This window comes from Oxalicibacterium sp. (assembly GCF_035565035.1).
In the GTDB taxonomy this organism is placed as follows: Bacteria; Pseudomonadota; Gammaproteobacteria; order Burkholderiales; family Burkholderiaceae_D; genus Oxalicibacterium.
On the sequence record NZ_DATMTD010000098.1, the window covers coordinates 1 to 17689 of the forward strand.

Annotated in this window: 19 protein-coding genes; 3 read left to right on the top strand and 16 right to left on the bottom strand. The window is 57.5% G+C overall.

Going from position 1 to position 17689, the window contains the following annotated elements:
- A partial coding sequence (locus VN114_RS08950; protein WP_325514064.1) for a DUF3732 domain-containing protein occupies positions 1–1059 on the top strand: 1059 nt, incomplete at its 5' end.
- Here the strand turns inward: VN114_RS08950 and pncB are convergent.
- Complete coding sequence (pncB, locus tag VN114_RS08955; RefSeq protein WP_325514066.1) at positions 1054–2247, bottom strand: nicotinate phosphoribosyltransferase; 1194 nt, start codon at positions 2245–2247, stop codon at positions 1054–1056. The two genes, VN114_RS08950 and pncB, sit on opposite strands and share 6 nt — an antisense overlap.
- A 131-nt stretch (positions 2248–2378) precedes the next feature.
- Between pncB and VN114_RS08960 the strand changes: the two genes are divergently transcribed.
- Complete coding sequence (locus tag VN114_RS08960) at positions 2379–3497, top strand: HAMP domain-containing sensor histidine kinase (protein WP_325514068.1); 1119 nt, start codon at positions 2379–2381, stop codon at positions 3495–3497.
- A 93-nt stretch (positions 3498–3590) separates the two neighbouring features.
- A complete protein-coding gene (locus VN114_RS08965) occupies positions 3591–3980 on the top strand; it encodes a response regulator (protein WP_325514069.1) in 390 nt (129 codons plus the stop codon).
- 233 nt (positions 3981–4213) lie between these two features.
- Here VN114_RS08965 and VN114_RS08970 read toward each other — a convergent pair whose 3' ends face one another.
- The 15 genes from VN114_RS08970 to VN114_RS09040 form a co-directional block, all read right to left on the bottom strand.
- Positions 4214–4621, bottom strand: coding sequence for a hypothetical protein (locus VN114_RS08970; RefSeq protein ID WP_325514071.1), 408 nt, complete (start codon positions 4619–4621; stop codon positions 4214–4216).
- A gap of 41 nt (positions 4622–4662) precedes the next feature.
- Complete coding sequence (locus tag VN114_RS08975) at positions 4663–5016, bottom strand: zinc ribbon domain-containing protein YjdM (RefSeq protein WP_325514072.1); 354 nt, start codon at positions 5014–5016, stop codon at positions 4663–4665.
- 187 nt (positions 5017–5203) lie between these two features.
- Positions 5204–6832 carry an electron transfer flavoprotein-ubiquinone oxidoreductase gene (locus VN114_RS08980; protein WP_325514264.1) on the bottom strand — a complete coding sequence of 543 codons (1629 nt, stop codon included), beginning with the start codon at positions 6830–6832 and terminating at the stop codon, positions 5204–5206.
- 101 nt (positions 6833–6933) lie between these two features.
- Entirely contained in the window at positions 6934–7683 is a 750-nt protein-coding gene (locus tag VN114_RS08985) for a sulfite exporter TauE/SafE family protein (protein ID WP_325514074.1), read from the bottom strand.
- A 67-nt stretch (positions 7684–7750) separates the two neighbouring features.
- Positions 7751–8710, bottom strand: a complete 960-nt coding sequence (locus VN114_RS08990) for an electron transfer flavoprotein subunit alpha/FixB family protein (RefSeq protein ID WP_325514265.1) — start codon at positions 8708–8710, stop codon at positions 7751–7753.
- A 79-nt stretch (positions 8711–8789) separates the two neighbouring features.
- Positions 8790–9539, bottom strand: coding sequence for an electron transfer flavoprotein subunit beta/FixA family protein (locus VN114_RS08995; protein WP_325514075.1), 750 nt, complete (start codon positions 9537–9539; stop codon positions 8790–8792).
- Between the two features lie 136 nt (positions 9540–9675).
- Positions 9676–10449 (bottom strand): ferredoxin--NADP reductase, encoded by a 774-nt coding sequence (locus VN114_RS09000; RefSeq protein ID WP_325514076.1) that lies wholly within the window; start codon positions 10447–10449, stop codon positions 9676–9678.
- A complete protein-coding gene (locus VN114_RS09005) occupies positions 10442–10834 on the bottom strand; it encodes a DUF971 domain-containing protein (protein WP_325514078.1) in 393 nt (130 codons plus the stop codon). Before VN114_RS09005 ends, VN114_RS09000 begins: the two co-directional genes overlap by 8 nt.
- Positions 10824–11681: an ABC transporter ATP-binding protein gene (locus VN114_RS09010; RefSeq protein WP_325514079.1), complete on the bottom strand. Its 858-nt coding sequence runs from the start codon at positions 11679–11681 to the stop codon at positions 10824–10826. The genes VN114_RS09005 and VN114_RS09010 overlap by 11 nt, the downstream gene beginning before the upstream one ends.
- Positions 11678–12625 carry an ABC transporter permease gene (locus VN114_RS09015; RefSeq protein WP_325514080.1) on the bottom strand — a complete coding sequence of 316 codons (948 nt, stop codon included), beginning with the start codon at positions 12623–12625 and terminating at the stop codon, positions 11678–11680. Before VN114_RS09015 ends, VN114_RS09010 begins: the two co-directional genes overlap by 4 nt.
- Before the next feature lie 2 nt (positions 12626–12627).
- The gene (locus VN114_RS09020; RefSeq protein ID WP_325514082.1) at positions 12628–14082 is read right to left on the bottom strand and encodes an ABC transporter substrate-binding protein; all 1455 of its coding nucleotides are present in this window, start codon (positions 14080–14082) and stop codon (positions 12628–12630) included.
- A gap of 59 nt (positions 14083–14141) precedes the next feature.
- Complete coding sequence (gene fdxA / locus VN114_RS09025) at positions 14142–14471, bottom strand: ferredoxin FdxA (protein WP_325514083.1); 330 nt, start codon at positions 14469–14471, stop codon at positions 14142–14144.
- Complete coding sequence (locus VN114_RS09030; protein WP_325514084.1) at positions 14468–15418, bottom strand: HEAT repeat domain-containing protein; 951 nt, start codon at positions 15416–15418, stop codon at positions 14468–14470. The genes fdxA and VN114_RS09030 overlap by 4 nt, the downstream gene beginning before the upstream one ends.
- A gap of 11 nt (positions 15419–15429) precedes the next feature.
- Positions 15430–15663, bottom strand: a complete 234-nt coding sequence (locus VN114_RS09035) for a ferredoxin family protein (protein WP_325514086.1) — start codon at positions 15661–15663, stop codon at positions 15430–15432.
- 43 nt (positions 15664–15706) lie between these two features.
- Complete coding sequence (locus VN114_RS09040; RefSeq protein WP_325514087.1) at positions 15707–17437, bottom strand: fumarate reductase/succinate dehydrogenase flavoprotein subunit; 1731 nt, start codon at positions 17435–17437, stop codon at positions 15707–15709.
- Positions 17438–17689 lie beyond the last annotated feature (252 nt).

Consider the following 17689-nt stretch of genomic DNA (forward strand, 5'->3'; position numbering starts at 1 on the left):
GATTACCAAAACGATATTTCAAAATTAAAGGCAATCAAATCAGCGAACATAGTTATTGGTAAACCATCGGAGGAAATTTTCTTATGTCCGATTTGCAATAATGACTTAAGCCTGCCTGACATTAAGCATGAACACAATATAGCGGAAGAAGACAAAGTCAATCATGAGGTCAATACGTTAGTCAGAAGAATTCGAGAAATTGATCTCTTAATAAATTCTGAACGAGATCAGCATCATCAATTTACATTTAAGTTAAACGATCTATTTGATGAACAACTGCGCACTCGCAGAATGTTGGATGAAGAATCTAGATCAATGATTACTCCTTACCTTTCGGAGCGAGATGGATTAGCGTCCGAACTAGCTACGGTTCGCCAAAAATCAAAGCAACTTCATCATTCTTTGAAAATACGCAATCAACAAAAATCTATTGGCGAATATATTGATGATTTGACAAATCGTATAGATGCATTGAACGTCAAACTGGAGAGTTTGAAAGAATCTGCACCTTCTATGACCGAAGTATTGAATAACCTCGGTAAAAAACTTGACGCTTATCTAAAGAAAGTAAAAATTAAAGATCGTCTAGAAGTTGGAATCGATGAGACATCCATGCTTCCGACGTTACGCCAACGCCTTTACAAAGACATAACCTCGGGTGGCCTCCGAACAATACTATCAATTGGATATTTTTTAAGCTTATTAGAATATGCCGTTGAAAATAACACCAATCTTCCGGCATTCCTCATGATTGATACGGTAGGTAAGTATTTAGGGAAAACCCAAACACAGTACAACGAGACCGACAAGAATCAAGATAAAGCAGAAGAGATTTCGGATCCATCAAAGTACAACAATATGTATGAACATATTATTGATATTGCGGAATTTGCTGAGATGAATGACGTTCGATGCCAAATGATTTTGGTCGACAACGATGTTCCTGCAGGTATTCAGGAAAAATATTCAGGATTTGTTGTCGCTCATTATAGTTCTGAGGGAAGAAACAACCTGCCATTAGGATTAATTGACGACGCCATCCCTTTAAAAAGCTCATAAAACCGATGGTTCTTGAAATACCTTCTTCAAATAAGCCAAAAACGTCCCGTCCGTCACCAGCGCCTTGCCCGGTGAATCGGACAGCTTGGTGACCGGTTGCCCGTTGCAGGCAACCAGCTTCATCACAATACTCAAGGGTTCATAACCGACGTCGTTCGTCAGATCGGTGCCGATGCCAAAACCGGTCATCGTGCGATCGGCGAAGTGGCGGTACAGCGCCAGCGCGCGTGGCAGGTCGAGTGCGTCGGAGAAGACGAGGCGCTTGGTGTGGGCGTCGATCTTCAACTTCACGTAATGCGCGAGCGCCTTCTCGCCCCATTCGAACGGATCGCCGGAATCGTGGCGCAGGCCGTCGAACAACTTGGCGAAATACAGATCGAAGTCGGCGAGGAAGGCGTCCATGCCGACCACGTCGGTCAGTGCGGTGCCGAGGTCGCCGCGATATTCCTGCACCCAGTCTTCCAGCGCGGCCTTCTGAAAATCCCGCAGACGCACGCCGAATCCCTGATACGCCTGCAGATATTCGTGCGCCATCGTGCCGATGGGAACAAGGCCGAACTTCTTGGCGAAGTAGACGTTGGACGTGCCCTTGAAGAATTGCGGCACATCGCGCGCGAAGGTCGAGACGACTTCTTCATGCCATGCAGCAGAGAAGCGGCGGCGCACACCGAAGTCGAAGAATTCGAACGGGTTGGTGCACGGTAGCTCTGCTGAAAATGTGCGCAGCAGGTCGATCTTCGCCTGCAGGCGCGCGCGGCCTTCCGTCAACGCCTTCTGCTGATCGAAGCGGCGGAAGTACAGTTCGTTGACGATGGCGAGGACGTGAATCTCGAATCCCATCACATGCACCATCGGGCCGCTGGCGACGATTTCCAGTTGATCGCCGTCGGTCGAGACGTCGATGAAATGACGCTGGAAGCGGAACACGGTGAGGAAGTCGACGAAGTCGCTCTTGATGAAGCGCAAGGTGCGCAGATACGCCAGCTCGTCGTCGCGATAGGTGAGCGTGCACAGATGATCGAGTTCGCGTTCGACGTCCTGCTTGAGTTCGGCCAGCGGATAGGCGGGCTGGTTGCGACAGACGAAACGATAACTCGCCTGCGCCGCCGGATGGCTGTGCAGCAGCGCCTGCCACATGGTGAATTTGTAGAGGTCGGTTTCCAGCAGGCTGTGGACGATATGAGTCATGGATTGTCGTTTCTTCGCGTGGATTTTCGGTCTTTCGGAGTATTGCTTCATGCTGCGCGTGCATTGATTGCTTTAAAGCGAGAATTGCCTCACGCTGTGCGGTTAGACCAATGACCGCTACCGTGGATAACATGAAGCTCTCGACATTCATCACCAGTAATATGCAAGAGATTCTTACGGAATGGGATCATTTTGCAAGCATACTTGAGCCCGAACGCATCCTCTCCAAGAAGGAAATCCGGGATCATGCAGAACAGATACTGCGCGCAATTGCCGTCGATATCGATACCCGACAGAGCCCTGGAGAGCAGCTTGATAAATCTCGCGGCATGTCCTCCGACAAAACGGCCACGACCGGCGCATCCATACATGGAACGGCGCGACAGGGCGACGGGTTTACGCTGTTGCAACTGACTGCAGAATATCGCGCTCTTCGTGCGACCGTACAACGTCTGTGGTTTGCTCTTGGTAACGAGTTGTCACCGGAGCACAGCGCCGATCTTATCCGCTTCAATGAGGCAATCGATCAGGCGTTGGCTGAATCCGTAGTGACCTATTCGGCGCAAGCAACACTTGCCAGAGATACTTTTTTGGCGATACTGGGGCACGATCTGCGCGGCCCTCTCGCGACAATCGCCTTATCGGGCAGCCTGCTGAGCCAGCCTGGCATCAAGATGGAAGCCGTTGCAACGGCCGCCTCGCGGATAAAACGAAGTGCGTCGGTCATGAACTCAATGGTCAACGATCTGCTTGAATATGCGCGCGCCGAGCTGGGCGGTGAAATGCCCATGACGTTTGCAACGGCAGACATACTGGATATCTGCCAGGCAGCAATTGCGGATGCGTCAGCCCTTCATCCGAATTGTCCGTTCTTGCTGGATGCGCCGGAATCAACCATCGGCGAGTTCGACCGCGTGCGACTTCAGCAGGTGCTGACGAATCTGCTGAATAATGCCGCCCAGTACCGGGGAGACGAAAAGCCGGTCACCATGACGATGTCGTCGACGGCGCAGAGCGTGATGGTCGCAATCCGGAACTCTGGTGCGTTGATTCCGAAGGATGCGATCGATGCGATATTCGATCCCATGGTGCAACTTGCAATCACCAATGAGCAACCGGCACGCGCGCCGACAAGTCTAGGTCTCGGCTTGTATATTGCCAAGACGATCACCGCCGCGCATGGCGGCACCATCTCTGTCGTCTCGGAAAAACTGACCGGAACGGTTTTTACAGTCGTCATTCCCCTCTAAAGGCGAAGCTGGCGTGTTGTCCTACAACATAACGTGTGTTGCGCCTCTTGTAGCCGGTGCCACGCTATGGGATGGTGGTTAAAAGGAAAACCAATGGGCGAAACGATTTTTGTAGTGGATGACGATCCCGATATGCTGGAGGTCATCGAAGAGGCACTTGTCTTCAAACAGTATGTCGTCCATCGTGCGCGGGATGGTCAACAGGCTTGGGAAATGCTGCGCGATGAAAGTCCGGGCATCATTCTGGCTGACTTTCAAATGCCGAACCTGAACGGGTCGGAGTTATTCGACAGGGTCAGAGGCTCGCATAACAACTACGCGACGCCGTTCGTATTTATGAGTTCGACGCCAGAGTTGATCACCTCCACCGGCTCGTACACCGTGCTACGAAAGCCCTTTAACCTCGATACCCTGATTCAGAAGCTGGAATGGGCAATTACCGGCGAAGGCAAGGGGAACCATTCCATGAATCCAAGTCATTAGGTTTGCATTCAGCATCATTCACCTCTTCATCCGGCAAGCGTGACCGCATAGAAGCTTCGTCCTTGAATACCGACCTGCGGCATCACTGAAGGTGGGTCGGACGTTTTGGCGAACCATGCATCTGGATGTGGATGATGAAATAAAAAGGCGACCGATCGGTCGCCTTTTTATTTGTTCTCAGTGTTCCCGGACTTGATTCATCACAGAGCAACGCCCTAACACCGCCTCCGCACTCAACCTGCCCCAAACAATCCGTCTGCATCCAGAATCGCATAGACAATACCCGGGTTCTTTTCAAGGCATTTGCGCACGGCAGCGGGCACGGTCTGTCGCGTCTTCTTGCACAAGCCGGGTTGCTCGATCAACTGGATGTTGAGGCCGCGCACGGTGCGCACTTCGTTGTCGCCGGGGCCGATCTGCAGCACGATGCCAAGCTGTTCGAACATGCGCTCCTTGATGTAGAGCAGTTCGGCGTAATTGGCGATGGCTTCGATGCGCGCCAGCAGTTTTTTTTCTTCCTGCCTGGTGAGCATCAGCACGCGTCGGTCGCTGGCCGGATCGTTCAGCAGAATCTCGCGCTCGCAGCCGCATGCGCCGGGCGGGCATTCGACGCGGAGGGGGACGGTGAACAATTGCGACATGGCGACGAATCAGTGTTGGGTTCAGGTGAGCATGGACGCGATCAGACTTTCTTGACGAATTCGGACTTGAGGCTCATTGCACCAAAGCCGTCGATCTTGCAGTCGATGTCGTGATCGCTATCTACCAGACGGATATTCTTGACCTTGGTTCCCATCTTGAGCGTGCCGCCCGATCCTTTCAGTTTCAGATCCTTGATGATGCTGACGGTATCGCCGTCCTGCAATACGGTGCCGACGGCGTCTTTGTATACTTTGGCACCGGTTGCCGATTCGCCTGTGGATTCGGTTGCGGCTTGCGCCGACCATTCATGCGCACATTCGGGACAGACGAAATTGCCGCCGTCCTCGTAGGTGTACGTGGACTGGCATTGCGGGCAGGCGGGAAGTGTTTGCATGATGTCTTGCGATCCGGTCGAAGCGATTAAAAAAGTAATGCAGTGGCACCGATACGCCGGTGCACGGCAACGATTTTATCCCGCTTTGACGCGAATACCCTTGTCAGTCCGGCAGCAAACCCCGAACAAAACAATCATGAAGAGGAAAAAGTGCAGTGTGCAATGCGGTGCAACGCAGGCGACGGCATTACATGTTCGGATAAGTGGGACCGCCGCCGCCCTCGGGCGCGACCCAGACAATGTTTTGCGTCGGGTCCTTGATGTCGCAGGTCTTGCAATGCACACAGTTCTGCGCGTTGATCTGCAGGCGGTCTTCGCCGGCATCGTTCTTGATGAATTCATACACTGCTGCAGGACAGTAACGTGCTTCCGGCCCGGCGTATGTTTTCAGGTTGACTGCCACCGGCACCGTCGCGTCCTTCAACCTCAGATGCGCCGGCTGGTCTTCCGCGTGATTGGTGCCCGACAGAAAAACCGACGACAGGTGATCGAAGGTGAGCGTGTTGTCCGGCTTCGGATAGGCAATCGGCTGGTGCCGCGCTGCGGGTTGCAGGCGACTGTGATCTGTGTGCGTGTGACGCAATGTCCACGGTGCCTTGCCACGCAGCAGCAACTGGTCGATGCCGACCATCAGCGCACCGATCAGCAATCCCTTGCTCATCCACGGCTTGAAGTTGCGCGCCACATGCAGTTCCTCATGCAGCCACGATTGTTCAAATGCAGTCGGGTAATCGGTCAGTACATCGTGCTGCCGCCCTTGTGCCAGCGCTGAACAGACTGCCTCGGCTGCCAGCATGCCGCTCTTGATTGCGGTGTGACTGCCCTTGATGCGACTGGCGTTCAGGAATCCCGCTTCGCAACCGATCAACGCCCCGCCTGCAAAGATCAGTTCCGGCAACGACTGCAATCCGCCGGCGGTGATGGCGCGCGCGCCATACGCGATGCGCTTGCCGCCTTCGAAAAAACCGCTAATCGCCGGATGCGTCTTGTAGCGCTGGAATTCCTCGAACGGCGACAGATAGGGATTCGCATATCCCAGGCCGACGACATAGCCGACCGCGACCTGGTTGTTTTCCAGATGATAAAGAAAGGAACCGCCGTAGGTGTCGCGCTGCAGCGGCCAGCCAGCGGTGTGGATCACGAGGCCCGGCTGGTGTTTGGCGGGATCGATTTCCCACAATTCCTTGATGCCGAGTGCATAGGTTTGCGGTGCGCGGCCGGCATCCAGATGGAAGCGCGCGATCAGTTGACGTCCCAGGTGACCGCGCGCGCCTTCGGCGAACAGAGTGTACTTCGCGAGCAGTTCCATGCCGGGCTGGAATGCCGCCGTCGGTTGTCCGTCGCGGCCGACGCCCATATCGGCGGTCGCCACGCCACGCACCGCACCTTGATCGTCGTACAGGATTTCGGATGCGGGAAAGCCGGGGAACACGTCGACGCCCAGTTCTTCTGCCTGCTGTGCAAGCCAGCGCACGACGTTGGCCAGCGAGATGACGTAGTTGCCGTGATTGATGAAACACGCCGGCAGCAGGAAGTTCGGCGTTCGCAAGGCACTGGTCTGCGTCAGGAACAGGAAGCGGTCTTCGCTCACCGGCGTATGCAGCGGCGCACCGCGTTGCTGCCAGTCGGGAAACAGTTCGTTCAGTGCGCGCGGATCCATCACTGCGCCGGACAGCGTGTGCGCGCCCGGCTCGCTTGCTTTTTCCAGCACGCAGACCGTGATGTCACGCTGCTGCGCGATTGCCAGTTGCTTCAACCGGATTGCCGCTGCCAGCCCTGCCGGACCGCCGCCGACGATCACGACGTCGTATTCCATTGCTTCGCGCGGGGCAGTCTGTTGCGTCATGGTCGATTCTTCATGGTCGATTCGTCATGGTTGATTCGTCACGATTGATTCTTCACGTCGGGGATCGTGGTTCACAGTGTGCGCAGGATGAAGGTGCAGCCGGCGATCAGGCAGAGTCCGCCGACAAGTTGCTTGATGAGCACGATCCGTACGCGATGAACGATAAAACCGCCCACCAGCACGCCGACGATTTCAAACGCAGAGATGAACGCAGCGAGGCCGAAATCGATGCTGCCGTAGCGCAGATTCGCCGCCGAACCGGAGAGTGCGCCGACGATCTGCAATACCTGTCCGACGCCGATGGCGGGAAGAATGGACGAGCCGCACAACACCATCAACGGGACCGACAAGGCCGGGCCGCCGATGCCTGTCAAGCCGGAAAGGAATCCGGTCAATGCGCCGATGATCGCCATCGTCAGTTGCTGCGACCGCGCGTCGTCCGGCAGTTGCAGCGTCCAGCACCGGCTGACGGTGCTGAGCGTGTAAACCCCTGCAATCAGGATCACCGCCGCCAGAATCAGTGACAGCGTGACCGTGCTTAATTGATGGCCGACCCATGCGCCCAAGAATCCGGTGCATGCCGCACCCAGACACAACGGCCATGCAAGTGACCAGTCGATGCTGCCCTTGCGATGGAAATAGAACGTGCCGACCACGCCGGTAAAAATGAACGTGAACAGCGACGTCGCCATGCCTTCGTGAATCGTCACGTCCATCAGCAATGTCAACGCCGGTGGCATGAAGAAGCCGCCTACGCCGGCAGCGCCGACCATCGCACCGATTGCAATGGATATCAGTACGAGGCCGGCGTGCGTCAGCATGGGGGTCCGATCAAGGGGTGGCAAGTCCGACATTATAACTCGTTATAATGAGTTGGGAAACGCGAAATCAGGCTGCCATTCCACCCTGCTGCTCCTGCAACAACTCGACCAGTTGCGGCACCACGTCGAACAAATCGCCAACGATGCCGTAATCGGCAACGCCGAAGATCGGCGCTTCCGCATCCTTGTTGATGGCGACAATGACCCTGGAGCCGGTCATGCCGGCCAGATGCTGGATCGCACCGGAAATGCCGACGGCGATATACAGATCGGGCGCGACGATCTTGCCGGTCTGCCCGACCTGCAGATCGTTCGGCACGAATCCGGCGTCGACCGCAGCGCGCGATGCGCCCATGGCGGCGTTCAGCACGTCGGCCAGCGGCTCCAGCAGGCGGAAATTGTCTGTCGATCCCAACCCGCGGCCGCCCGCGACGACGATGCGCGCGGACGTCAGTTCGGGACGTTCGGATCGCGTCTGTTCGCGTGCAATGCAGGTCGACCTGCCGCTATCGGCAATCGGCGTGATGGCCTCCACTCCCGCCGCGCCGCCGGTTGTCGCCTGGTCGAAACTGACGGTGCGCACCGTCAGCACCTTGATGTGATCGAGCGACTGCACGGTGGCGATCGCGTTGCCGGCATAGATGGGACGCTCGAACGTATCCGATGCGACAACCTTGGTCACTTCCGATAATTGGCCGACACCGAGCCGGGCAGCGACGCGTGGCAACACGCTTTTCCCCCATGCGCTGGCCGGCGCCACGACGTGCGTGTAAGCGCCATGCGCAGCCAGCGCAACGATTTGCTCGGCGATGTTTTCCGGCAGGCCGTCGGCAAGGGCCGGCGAATCGGCGAGCAATACGCGATCGACACCGGCCAGCGTTGCAGCTTCCATTGCGACGGGATGGCAAGCGTGACCGGCAATCAACAGATGGACTTGCGCGGCGCATTCGCGTGCCGCCGTCACCGCGTGCAAGGTCGCCCCCTTCAGTGACACGTTGTCGTGTTCGGCAATCACCAGTGCGGTCATCAATGCTGTCATGTTTGCTCCAGTTTGAAGAAGTTGGTTGAGAGGACGCGGCGTGACGAACCTGCTTCAAGCCGTCGGCTTAAAGGACGTTGGTCTCTTGCCGCAATCGTTGCAGCAGCTCGCCGGCGTCGCGCACGATTACGCCGGCCTGTCGCACCGACGGCTCGCTGATCTTCAACGTGCGCCAGCGTGGCGCGATATCGACGTCGAGCGTTGCAGCGGCGATGGTTTGCAACGGCTTCTTTTTCGCCTTCATCAGATTCGGCAGGCTGACGAAGCGCGGCTCGTTCAGGCGCAGATCGGCGGTGATGACGGCCGGCAACGTCAGTTGCACGGTCTCCGAACCGCCATCGACGTCGCGCGTGACGATGGCTTTGTCGTCTTCCAGCCGGATGGCGGATGCAAAGGTCGCCTGCGGCCAGTCGAGCAATGCCGCCAGCATCTGCCCGGTCTGATTGCAATCGTCATCGATGGCCTGCTTGCCGAGGATGATCAGTTGCGGCATTTCCTGTTGCGCGATGGCGGCAAGCAGTCTGGCTACTGCAAGCGGTTGCAGCTCGACATCGGTCTCGACCAGTGCGCCGCGATCGGCGCCGATACCGAGCGACGTACGCAGAACGTCCTGGCAGGCCGTGACGCCGCAGGATACGGCGATCACTTCGGTTGCCTTGCCTGCTTCTTTCAGGCGCACGGCTTCTTCCATCGCGATTTCATCGAACGGATTGATCGCCATCTTGACGTTCGCCAGTTCGACACCGCTGCCATCCGCCTTGACGCGGACCTTGACGTTGGCATCGACCACACGTTTGACGGGAACGAGAATCTTCATGCCTGCTCCTTTTAACTTGACTGCCTCTGCTGCAAAACAGGAGACAACACGCTCCCCCGGCGGCCGTACCGCCGTCTTTTCAGCAAGAGGGATGTTGCAAAGAATGTGCAGGCGCGTGCGATGCGCCTGCACGGGCTTACTTGTCGACGAACGCACGCTCGATCACGTAGTGGCCCGGATGACTCATGTTGCCTTCGGTCAGGCCGCGTGTTTCCAGCACCTGCACGGTGTCCTTCAACATGGCCGGACTGCCGCACAGCATGAAGCGATCGTCCTGCATCGACATGGGCGGTGCGCCGATCTTTTCGTAGAAACTGTCGCTGGTCAGCAGGTCGGGAATGCGCCCCTGGTTCTCGAACGGCTCGCGCGTCACGGTCGGGTAGTAGATCAGTTGCGTGCCGATCAGCTCGCCGAGAAAATCGTCCTTCGGCAATTCATCCATGATGCGCTGCTGATAGGCCAGTTCGCTTACCTGGCGACAGCCGTGCATGAGGATGACCTGCTCGAATTTTTCGTAGATATCCGGATCGCGAATGATGCTCATGAACGGCGCCAGTCCGGTGCCGGTTCCCAGCAGATACAGTCGCTTGCCGGGCAGCAGATTCTGGCTCAGCAACGTGCCGGACGCCTTTCGCCCGACGAGGATGGAATCGCCAACCTTGATGTTCTGCAGGCGCGATGTCAGCGGGCCGTCCGGCACCTTGATGCTGAGGAATTCGAGCTGCTCTTCGTAATGCGGACTGACCATGCTGTACGCCCGCATCAGCGGCTTGCCGTCGACATCCAGTCCGATCATGGCGAACTGTCCGCTCTGGTATCGGAAACTGGATTCGCGAGTGGTGGTGAAGGAAAAAAGACGGTCCGTCCAGTGATGTACCGACAGGACTTCTGCCTGGTAGAAGTTACTCATCGCGCCAACCTTTCATCAGGGATTGGGTAAAGCCCGGCGTTTGGACGCCGAAGGCGATCTGTTCCAGATAGGCCCACGGATAAATGCCGCGACTGTGCCCATCGGAGAAAAACAGTTGCAGTCCGACGCTGCCGACCTGTTCGATTTTCAGCAATTCCACATCGGCTGCAACCGGCAGCACATCATCGATGCGACGTCGCGTACTTTCGCACTCGCTGCAGCGGCAGGAACGGCGCAGCACACGATGCGACAGCTCGGCGGAGTGCTCTGTCCATACCAGTTCCAGCGTACGGGCCTCGCGATCGATGCGGATGTCGGACGGCCATCCGAGTACAGCCGCGGCATGTGCGCGCACGGTTTCGGCACAGAGAACGTCAGAGAACATGCTGTACTCCTTCCGGTCCGATTTCCATGCTGAGGCCTTCGCAGCCGCCGGCGGACAGTTCGCCGCCCATCGACGCCAGGCTTTCTTCGCGGATCAGTTTCTTGATGGAACGCAGCAGCGAATTGAATTCCGGCGTATCCATCATTTCCGGCTTGCGCGGACGCGGCAGCGGCACCTGAATCTCCGCCTTCACGCGACCCGGTCGCGCCGTCATCACATAGATCCGGTCGGACAGGAAAATCGCTTCCTCGATATCGTGCGTGATGAACAGGACGGACAGGCGCAGGCGTTGCCACATGTTGGTCAGGATTTCCTGCATCACGGTGCGCGTCTGCGAATCGAGCGCACCGAACGGTTCGTCCATCAACAGCACCTGCGGGCTGGTTGCCAGCGCGCGAACGATGCCGACGCGCTGCCGCATGCCGCCCGACAGTTGCGACGGGTAATGATTCTCGAACGCCAGCAGACCGGCCAGTCCGAGCAGCGTGCGCGCTTGCGTTTCGCGCTGCGTCGCCGCCATGCCCTGCATCTTCAGGCCGAACTCGACATTCTTCCGCACCGTCATCCACGGAAACAGCGAGTACTGCTGGAAGACCACGCCGCGATCGGCGCCCGGCCCGGTGATCGGCTTGCCGTCCAGCGTGAGCGTGCCGGTGTTGGCTTGCGTGAAACCGGCAACGGCATTCATCAACGTCGACTTGCCGCAACCCGAAGGCCCGATGATGGAAACGAACTCGCCCGGTTGCACATTGATCGAGACTGATTTGACAGCCCGCACCGTACTGCCGCGCGACTTGAAGCTGATGCTGACATCGCGCACATTGACATGTCCTAGCGCCGCACTCATTTTTTACCTCCCGCTGCTGCACCGATCCACGGTGTCGACCACTTCGAACACAACTGGATGACCTTGCTGCAGAGCAGACCCAGTACGCCGATGGTCAGCATGCCGAGTGCGATCTTCGGATACTCGATCAGCGAATACGCCTCCCACGTGAAGTAGCCGATGCCGTACTGGCCCGAGATCATTTCCGCCGCAATCAGCGACACCCACGCCACGCCCATGCCGACCGCAAGACCGGTGAAAATGTGCTGCAGCGCGCCGGGCAGAATCACGTACAGCATCAGGTCCTTTTCCTTCGTGCCGAGGCTGGCGGCGGCGCGGAACAGCACGTCGTCGATCTCTTCCACGCCGTGGATGGTGTTGAGCAGGATCGGGAAGAAGGCGCCGATGAAGGTAATGAAGATGATGCTGCCTTCATTGCTGGGCCAGATCATGATCGCCATCGGCACCCATGCAATCGCCGGAATCGGGCGGAATACTTCCATCGCCGGCATCGTCAAAGAGCGAAACAGCCGGTAGCGTCCGACCAGAATGCCGAGGAATACGCCGAGCACAGCGGCGATGAAAAATCCTTCCAGAATCCGGCGCAGGCTCATCCACACATTGGTCATGAACTTGGTCGATTGATTGACCTCGACCATCGTGTGCCAGACATCGCCGGGGGTCGGAATATTGCTGAATCGGATATAGAAATCCCAACGGTATTCAGTCGCAAAATGCCAGAACAGCAACACACTCCCGATCGACACCGCACCCAGCAAGGTTTGCATCCAGGCAGACGACAGCACCGTCGTCCATGACCATCCCTGTCTTGCCCGCATGGACGATTCGTCGCTCATGCCGCCTTGTATCGCCTGCAACGGCGGTCTGGATGCCGGAGCACTTTTTTTGTGCGCCGAAGGAATCACCTCAGCGGGCGATTCGATGGCTCGATCGGTCATGGCCATGATTATTTCTCCATTTTTGCAAGAACCTGCTCATAGGTAACAACGGTGCCGCCGTTCTTCTGCGCGTACGCTTCTGCATCCTTCTTCAGCAGGAAGGGCACGATGTCCAGCTTGGCGGGGGTGCTGCCCGACATCGAATAGAACGCCTTGCTGCCGAAGACCTTGATGCCCAATGCCTGGTCGTACACATAGGTCACAGCAATTTTCTTGCCTGCCTTCTGGTACTGCGCAATGCCCTTGAATGCACACACCGGCGAACTGACCGGCACGATGTCGCCACCGTCTACCCAGATTTCTGCCGCAACCCTGGAGTCGGTGATGTCCTTGTTGCAAATCGGATCACGACCGCTGACGTTGTAATAGTTGTCCAGCGATTTTTTCTGTGCGTCATAGTCGAGGCCGCCTTCCTTGAAGGCGTCGCGCACATACTTTTCGTTGACCCATGCCTTCACGTCGAGCGGTTTGACGCGATTGAGTTTTTCCAGCACGGCATGGTCGGTCTTGATGGCATCGACCAGGATCGGCTTGATGGTGGGATCGAGTGTGTGAATGCCGCCAGGGCCAAGATAGAGATACGCCACTTCCTTCTCGATGCCGGTCCATTTCTCGATGTTCTCCGCGGCCAGCTTCGGATTCTTCCGGAGCCAGTCGTCGGCGGCCATCAATGCCTTGATGTAAGCCACCACCACTTCCGGATATTTCTCGGCGAAATCCTTGCGGACGACGACCCCGTGGAAGGTCGGCACCCTGGTTTCCACGCCGTCAAAGATCTTGCGGGCGAAACCGCGGTACGGCAGCAGGTCGGGGAAAGGAACGAAATCGGCATGTGCGTCGATCTTCTTTTCCTGCAGGTTCGTCGTGCCCACTTCCGGCGACTGGCTGATCAAACTCCAGTAGTCGTCCTTCCATCCGCGCGCCTGCATCGCCTGCATCAGCATGCCGTGTGCTGCCGAACCGAACGGCACCGACACCGTCTTGCCCTTCAAGTCGGAGAGCTGATAATACGGACTGTCCTTGTGCACCACCACGCCGTTGCCGGCACCGAACTGGTTGTAAGCGATGATGGCGATCAGTTCGGTTTCGTTACCGCTGCTGTTCTGTCCGATGGCGCCGTTCACCAGCAACGGGTAGTCGCCCATCATGCCGATCTGGATCTTGTTGGCCATCATGCCGTTGGTGATCGGCGGTCCCGACGTCGCGTTCTGCCATTCCAGCTTGAAGTCGATATCGCTGTACTTGCCGGTCTTCGGCAGAAACTTCTGCAGCAAACCCAATTCCTTGATGACGACGCCGCCGGTTACCGTATTGGTTGTCGTGTTTTGCGTGCCGATGCCGATGGTGACCACTTCCCTGGCGTGCGCACCAGCGCAGGCCAGCAGGGCAAAAGATAATGTCAGGGTGGCGGCAGCAACCCTGCCCTTCGCGGTGCAACGAATGTTCGAATACGAGAGTGCCATGTTGAATTCCTTCAAGGTTAGGTTCACGATGAATGGTCGTGCGCACTGGCGGCGCCGGTTCAAGCCGTCTCCATCAGATGCTCGCGTTTGCCCTGCCGGTCCGCCCAGTTGTCGGCGTCGGGCAGTGGTTCCATCGATTGCGTGATCAACGGCCATTGCGCGGCCAGTCGCACGTTCAGTTCGGCATATTCTTTCTGCTCCGCCGGCAGCACCTTCTCGTCGAAGATCGCTTCCACCGGACATTCGGCGACGCAGACACCGCAGTCGATGCAGACTTCCGGATCGATGACGAGAAAATTGGGACCCTCGTGAAAGCATTCGACCGGGCAGACCGCAACGCAGTCCGTGTACTTGCAGCCGATGCACGATTCGCCGACGACGTGTGTCATGACGCACCTCCGTTCAGTTGTATGCTGGTCAGCGCGAGCTTGGACAGCTTGCGCACATCCGAATCCACATCGCGCAAGGACAGTTCGAGAAACGCGATGGCACGGGTGTCGCCGATCTCGCCCAGCGCAATGACGGCTTCCTTGCGCAGATTGCTCATCGGATGCTGCAAGGCGTCGCACAATGCGGTGACGCCGGCCCTGGCCTTCAGCTTGCCGAGACTGCGTGCCGCCTTCACCCGTACCTGCCAGAATTCGTCCTCCATTGCCTTGACCAGATCCGGAATGCCGAGCGTCAGGCCGAGCTTGCCCATCGTGACCGCGGCTTCCTCGCGCACCTGCCATGCCGGATCGGCAAGCACGCGGCTTAGCGTCGGCTGGATGCTGACCTCCGACGCGTAACCGAGCGCGCCCACCGCAGTCCGTCGCACGTCAGGATCGGCGTCGTTGGCGGCAGCGTTGGTCAGTGCCCCGATGGCTTCCGGCTTCTTCAGATAGCCGAGCACGCCGACCGCCTCGCGACGCACGCCGGCGTCCTCGTCCTGCAGTGCCTGCAAGGCGGGTGCGAACGCGGCCTCGACACGCAATGCGCGAATCGCATGCAGCGCGGCCACTTTCACCGACGCTTCCTCGTCAGCCAGATACGGCAGCAGATAGGGGGCGGATGCAGCATCCTTCAATTCGGCCAGCGTGATCGCCGTCGCCAGCCGCACATCTGCATCTGCGTCCTTCAGCAACGGCACCAGCGCTTCCAGCGCCTCCGGTTCTTCATATCCCTCGATCGCCTTCGCCGCTTCGAGGCGCACACTGGCGTCCGGATCGGCGAGCGCTGCGACCAGCAGCGGCACGATGTCGTCCTCTTCTTCCGAGTACGGCAGATCGATCACCGCAATCCGGCGCACGCCGGGATCGTCGCTTTGCAGCCTTTCATGAATGCTTGTGGTCATCATCGTCGGCACTCCTATCGCACGAGATACGGAATGTTGACGTGCACTGCGCCGGTCGGGCAGTCCTGTTCGCACGGCATGCAGTACCAGCATTCATCGAATTTCATGAAGGCCTTGTTGCTGACAAAGTCGATGGCCAGCACGTCGAGTGGACAAACGTCCACGCAAACGGTGCAGCCTTTTTCGGCGATGCATTTGGACTGATCGACGACGACGGGCGCCTGCGTTCTGGTGGTTGCAATGGTCATGGTCTTTCCTTTCGCGTTCGTTTTATGTTCGCTGTATGTTCGTTTAGCTGGCGGCCTGGCCACCGGCGACGCGCAGGCGCTGATAGGCGGCTTTCTCTTCTGCATTCAATTCGACGATGTACGGTTCGATCTCGCGCTTGCGGAAAGCCATCTTGCCGTCGCCGCCCAGCTTGACGTTGGTGTGGCAGAACCAGTTCTCGTCGTCCTTCTCCGGATGATCGACACACAGGTGGTATAGACCCCAGCGACTTTCGGTGCGGAACAGCGAGGCGCGCGCAGCGAGTTCGGCACAATCGCGAATGGTGTGCGCTTCCATCGCTCGCATCAGTTCGTGCGGGTTCTCCGCGCTCATGTCGTTCAGGTCGTCCTTGATTTCGCCGAAACGTTCCAGTGAGATTTCCATCTTGCGGGTGATCTTCGGCGGTTGCAGGTAGTCGTTGACGATGCGACGCGTCTTGTACTCGACCTGGAACGGCGTCAGGCCTTCACTGCGCGACAGCGGCGCCATGATGCGCTGGCGTTCGGCTTCGACCATGTCGGTATTGATGACCGATTCGGATTTTCCAGAGACGTAGTCCGCTGCGTTTTCGCCGCAGAACTTGCCGTATACAAAAGCACCGAGCATGTAGTTGTGCGGGATGCTGGCGCAATCGCCCGCCGCATACAGACCGGGAATCGAGCATTCGCCTTTTTCATTGGTCCAGATGCCGGATGCGCTGTGTCCGCTGCAGAAACCGATTTCGGAGATGTGCATCTCGATCGCCTTCTGCCGGTAATCGTTGCCGCGACGCTCATGGAAGCGACCGCGACTCGGACGTTCGTTGGTGTGCAGGATGTGTTCGATTTCCGCAATCGTTTCCTCTGCCAGATGATCGAGCTTGAGGAAGACCGGACCACGTCCGCCTTCGAGTTCGTTGTAGAACTCCAGCATCATCTGGCCGCTCCAGTAATCGCATTCGATGAAACGCGATCCCTGCGAGTTGGCGGTGTAGCCGCCGAACGGGCCGGTGACGTACGCACAGGCCGGACCGTTGTAATCCTTGATCAGCGGATTGACCTGGAAGCATTCGAGGTTCGTCAGTTCGGCGCCGGCGTGATAGGCCATCGCGTGACCCTCGCCGCTGTTGGTCGGATTCTCGTAGGTGCCGAACATGTAGCCGGACGCAGGCAGGCCGAGACGACCTGCCGCGCCTGTGCACAGCACCACCGACTTCGCCTTGATCACATAGAAATCGGCAGTGCGGCAATCGAAACCCATCACGCCTGCGATCTCGCCGTTCGCACCGGTAATCAGGCGCGTTGCGACCACACGGTTGGTGATCTCGATGCGCTGGCGCTTCAACTGCCGATACAACACCTTCTTCATGTGATGCCCTTCCGGCATCGGCAACACGTAACTGCCGAGGTGGTGCACCTTGCGCACGGCAAAATCGCCGGTCTCGTCCTTCTCGAATTTCACGCCCCAGCGATCCAGCTCCTCGATCATTGCGTAACTGTTGCTGGCGTAGGCGTACACCCCTTTCTGATCGACGATGCCGTCATTGGCGACCGTGATTTCCTTTGTATATTGTTCGGGTGTTGCATGGCCCGGGATGACGGCGTTGTTCAAGCCATCCATCCCCATCGAGATCGCGCCGCTGCGTTTGACGTTGGCTTTCTCCAGCACCAGCACGCGCAGCTTCGGATTTTTTTCCTTGGCCTTGACGGCCGCCATCGGGCCGCCGGTACCGCCGCCGACGATCACGACGTCGTATTCAAGTTCGATGGTTTTCATGTCATCCTTTCAGTCAAATAGATGGCGCGACGATGCATGTTAAAAAGTGCACACATCAAGGAGCCGCTTGCAATTCAGCAGATCGATACAGCAGATCAAGTTGGCAGACGTTGGCTTCAGTCAACATCTAGTCATAACTCGTCATAACCAGTTATAGCAAAACATGTGCCAATGCTTTTTGCCGATTTTTTCCGCTTATTGCGGCGATTTAAACGAAAGAGTGGTCAGGAACAGTGCGCGCACACAAAGACA

Coding starts and splice junctions, on each gene's coding strand:
- pncB (WP_325514066.1), bottom strand. CDS start 2,247: ATGACTCATATCGTCCACAGCCTGCTGGAAACCGACCTCTACAAATTC.
- VN114_RS08960 (WP_325514068.1), top strand. CDS start 2,379: ATGAAGCTCTCGACATTCATCACCAGTAATATGCAAGAGATTCTTACG.
- VN114_RS08965 (WP_325514069.1), top strand. CDS start 3,591: ATGGGCGAAACGATTTTTGTAGTGGATGACGATCCCGATATGCTGGAG.
- VN114_RS08970 (WP_325514071.1), bottom strand. CDS start 4,621: ATGTCGCAATTGTTCACCGTCCCCCTCCGCGTCGAATGCCCGCCCGGC.
- VN114_RS08975 (WP_325514072.1), bottom strand. CDS start 5,016: ATGCAAACACTTCCCGCCTGCCCGCAATGCCAGTCCACGTACACCTAC.
- VN114_RS08980 (WP_325514264.1), bottom strand. CDS start 6,832: ATGGAATACGACGTCGTGATCGTCGGCGGCGGTCCGGCAGGGCTGGCA.
- VN114_RS08985 (WP_325514074.1), bottom strand. CDS start 7,683: ATGCTGACGCACGCCGGCCTCGTACTGATATCCATTGCAATCGGTGCG.
- VN114_RS08990 (WP_325514265.1), bottom strand. CDS start 8,710: ATGACCGCACTGGTGATTGCCGAACACGACAACGTGTCACTGAAGGGG.
- VN114_RS08995 (WP_325514075.1), bottom strand. CDS start 9,539: ATGAAGATTCTCGTTCCCGTCAAACGTGTGGTCGATGCCAACGTCAAG.
- VN114_RS09000 (WP_325514076.1), bottom strand. CDS start 10,449: ATGAGTAACTTCTACCAGGCAGAAGTCCTGTCGGTACATCACTGGACG.
- VN114_RS09005 (WP_325514078.1), bottom strand. CDS start 10,834: ATGTTCTCTGACGTTCTCTGTGCCGAAACCGTGCGCGCACATGCCGCG.
- VN114_RS09010 (WP_325514079.1), bottom strand. CDS start 11,681: ATGAGTGCGGCGCTAGGACATGTCAATGTGCGCGATGTCAGCATCAGC.
- VN114_RS09015 (WP_325514080.1), bottom strand. CDS start 12,625: ATGGCCATGACCGATCGAGCCATCGAATCGCCCGCTGAGGTGATTCCT.
- VN114_RS09020 (WP_325514082.1), bottom strand. CDS start 14,082: ATGGCACTCTCGTATTCGAACATTCGTTGCACCGCGAAGGGCAGGGTT.
- fdxA (WP_325514083.1), bottom strand. CDS start 14,471: ATGACACACGTCGTCGGCGAATCGTGCATCGGCTGCAAGTACACGGAC.
- VN114_RS09030 (WP_325514084.1), bottom strand. CDS start 15,418: ATGATGACCACAAGCATTCATGAAAGGCTGCAAAGCGACGATCCCGGC.
- VN114_RS09035 (WP_325514086.1), bottom strand. CDS start 15,663: ATGACCATTGCAACCACCAGAACGCAGGCGCCCGTCGTCGTCGATCAG.
- VN114_RS09040 (WP_325514087.1), bottom strand. CDS start 17,437: ATGAAAACCATCGAACTTGAATACGACGTCGTGATCGTCGGCGGCGGT.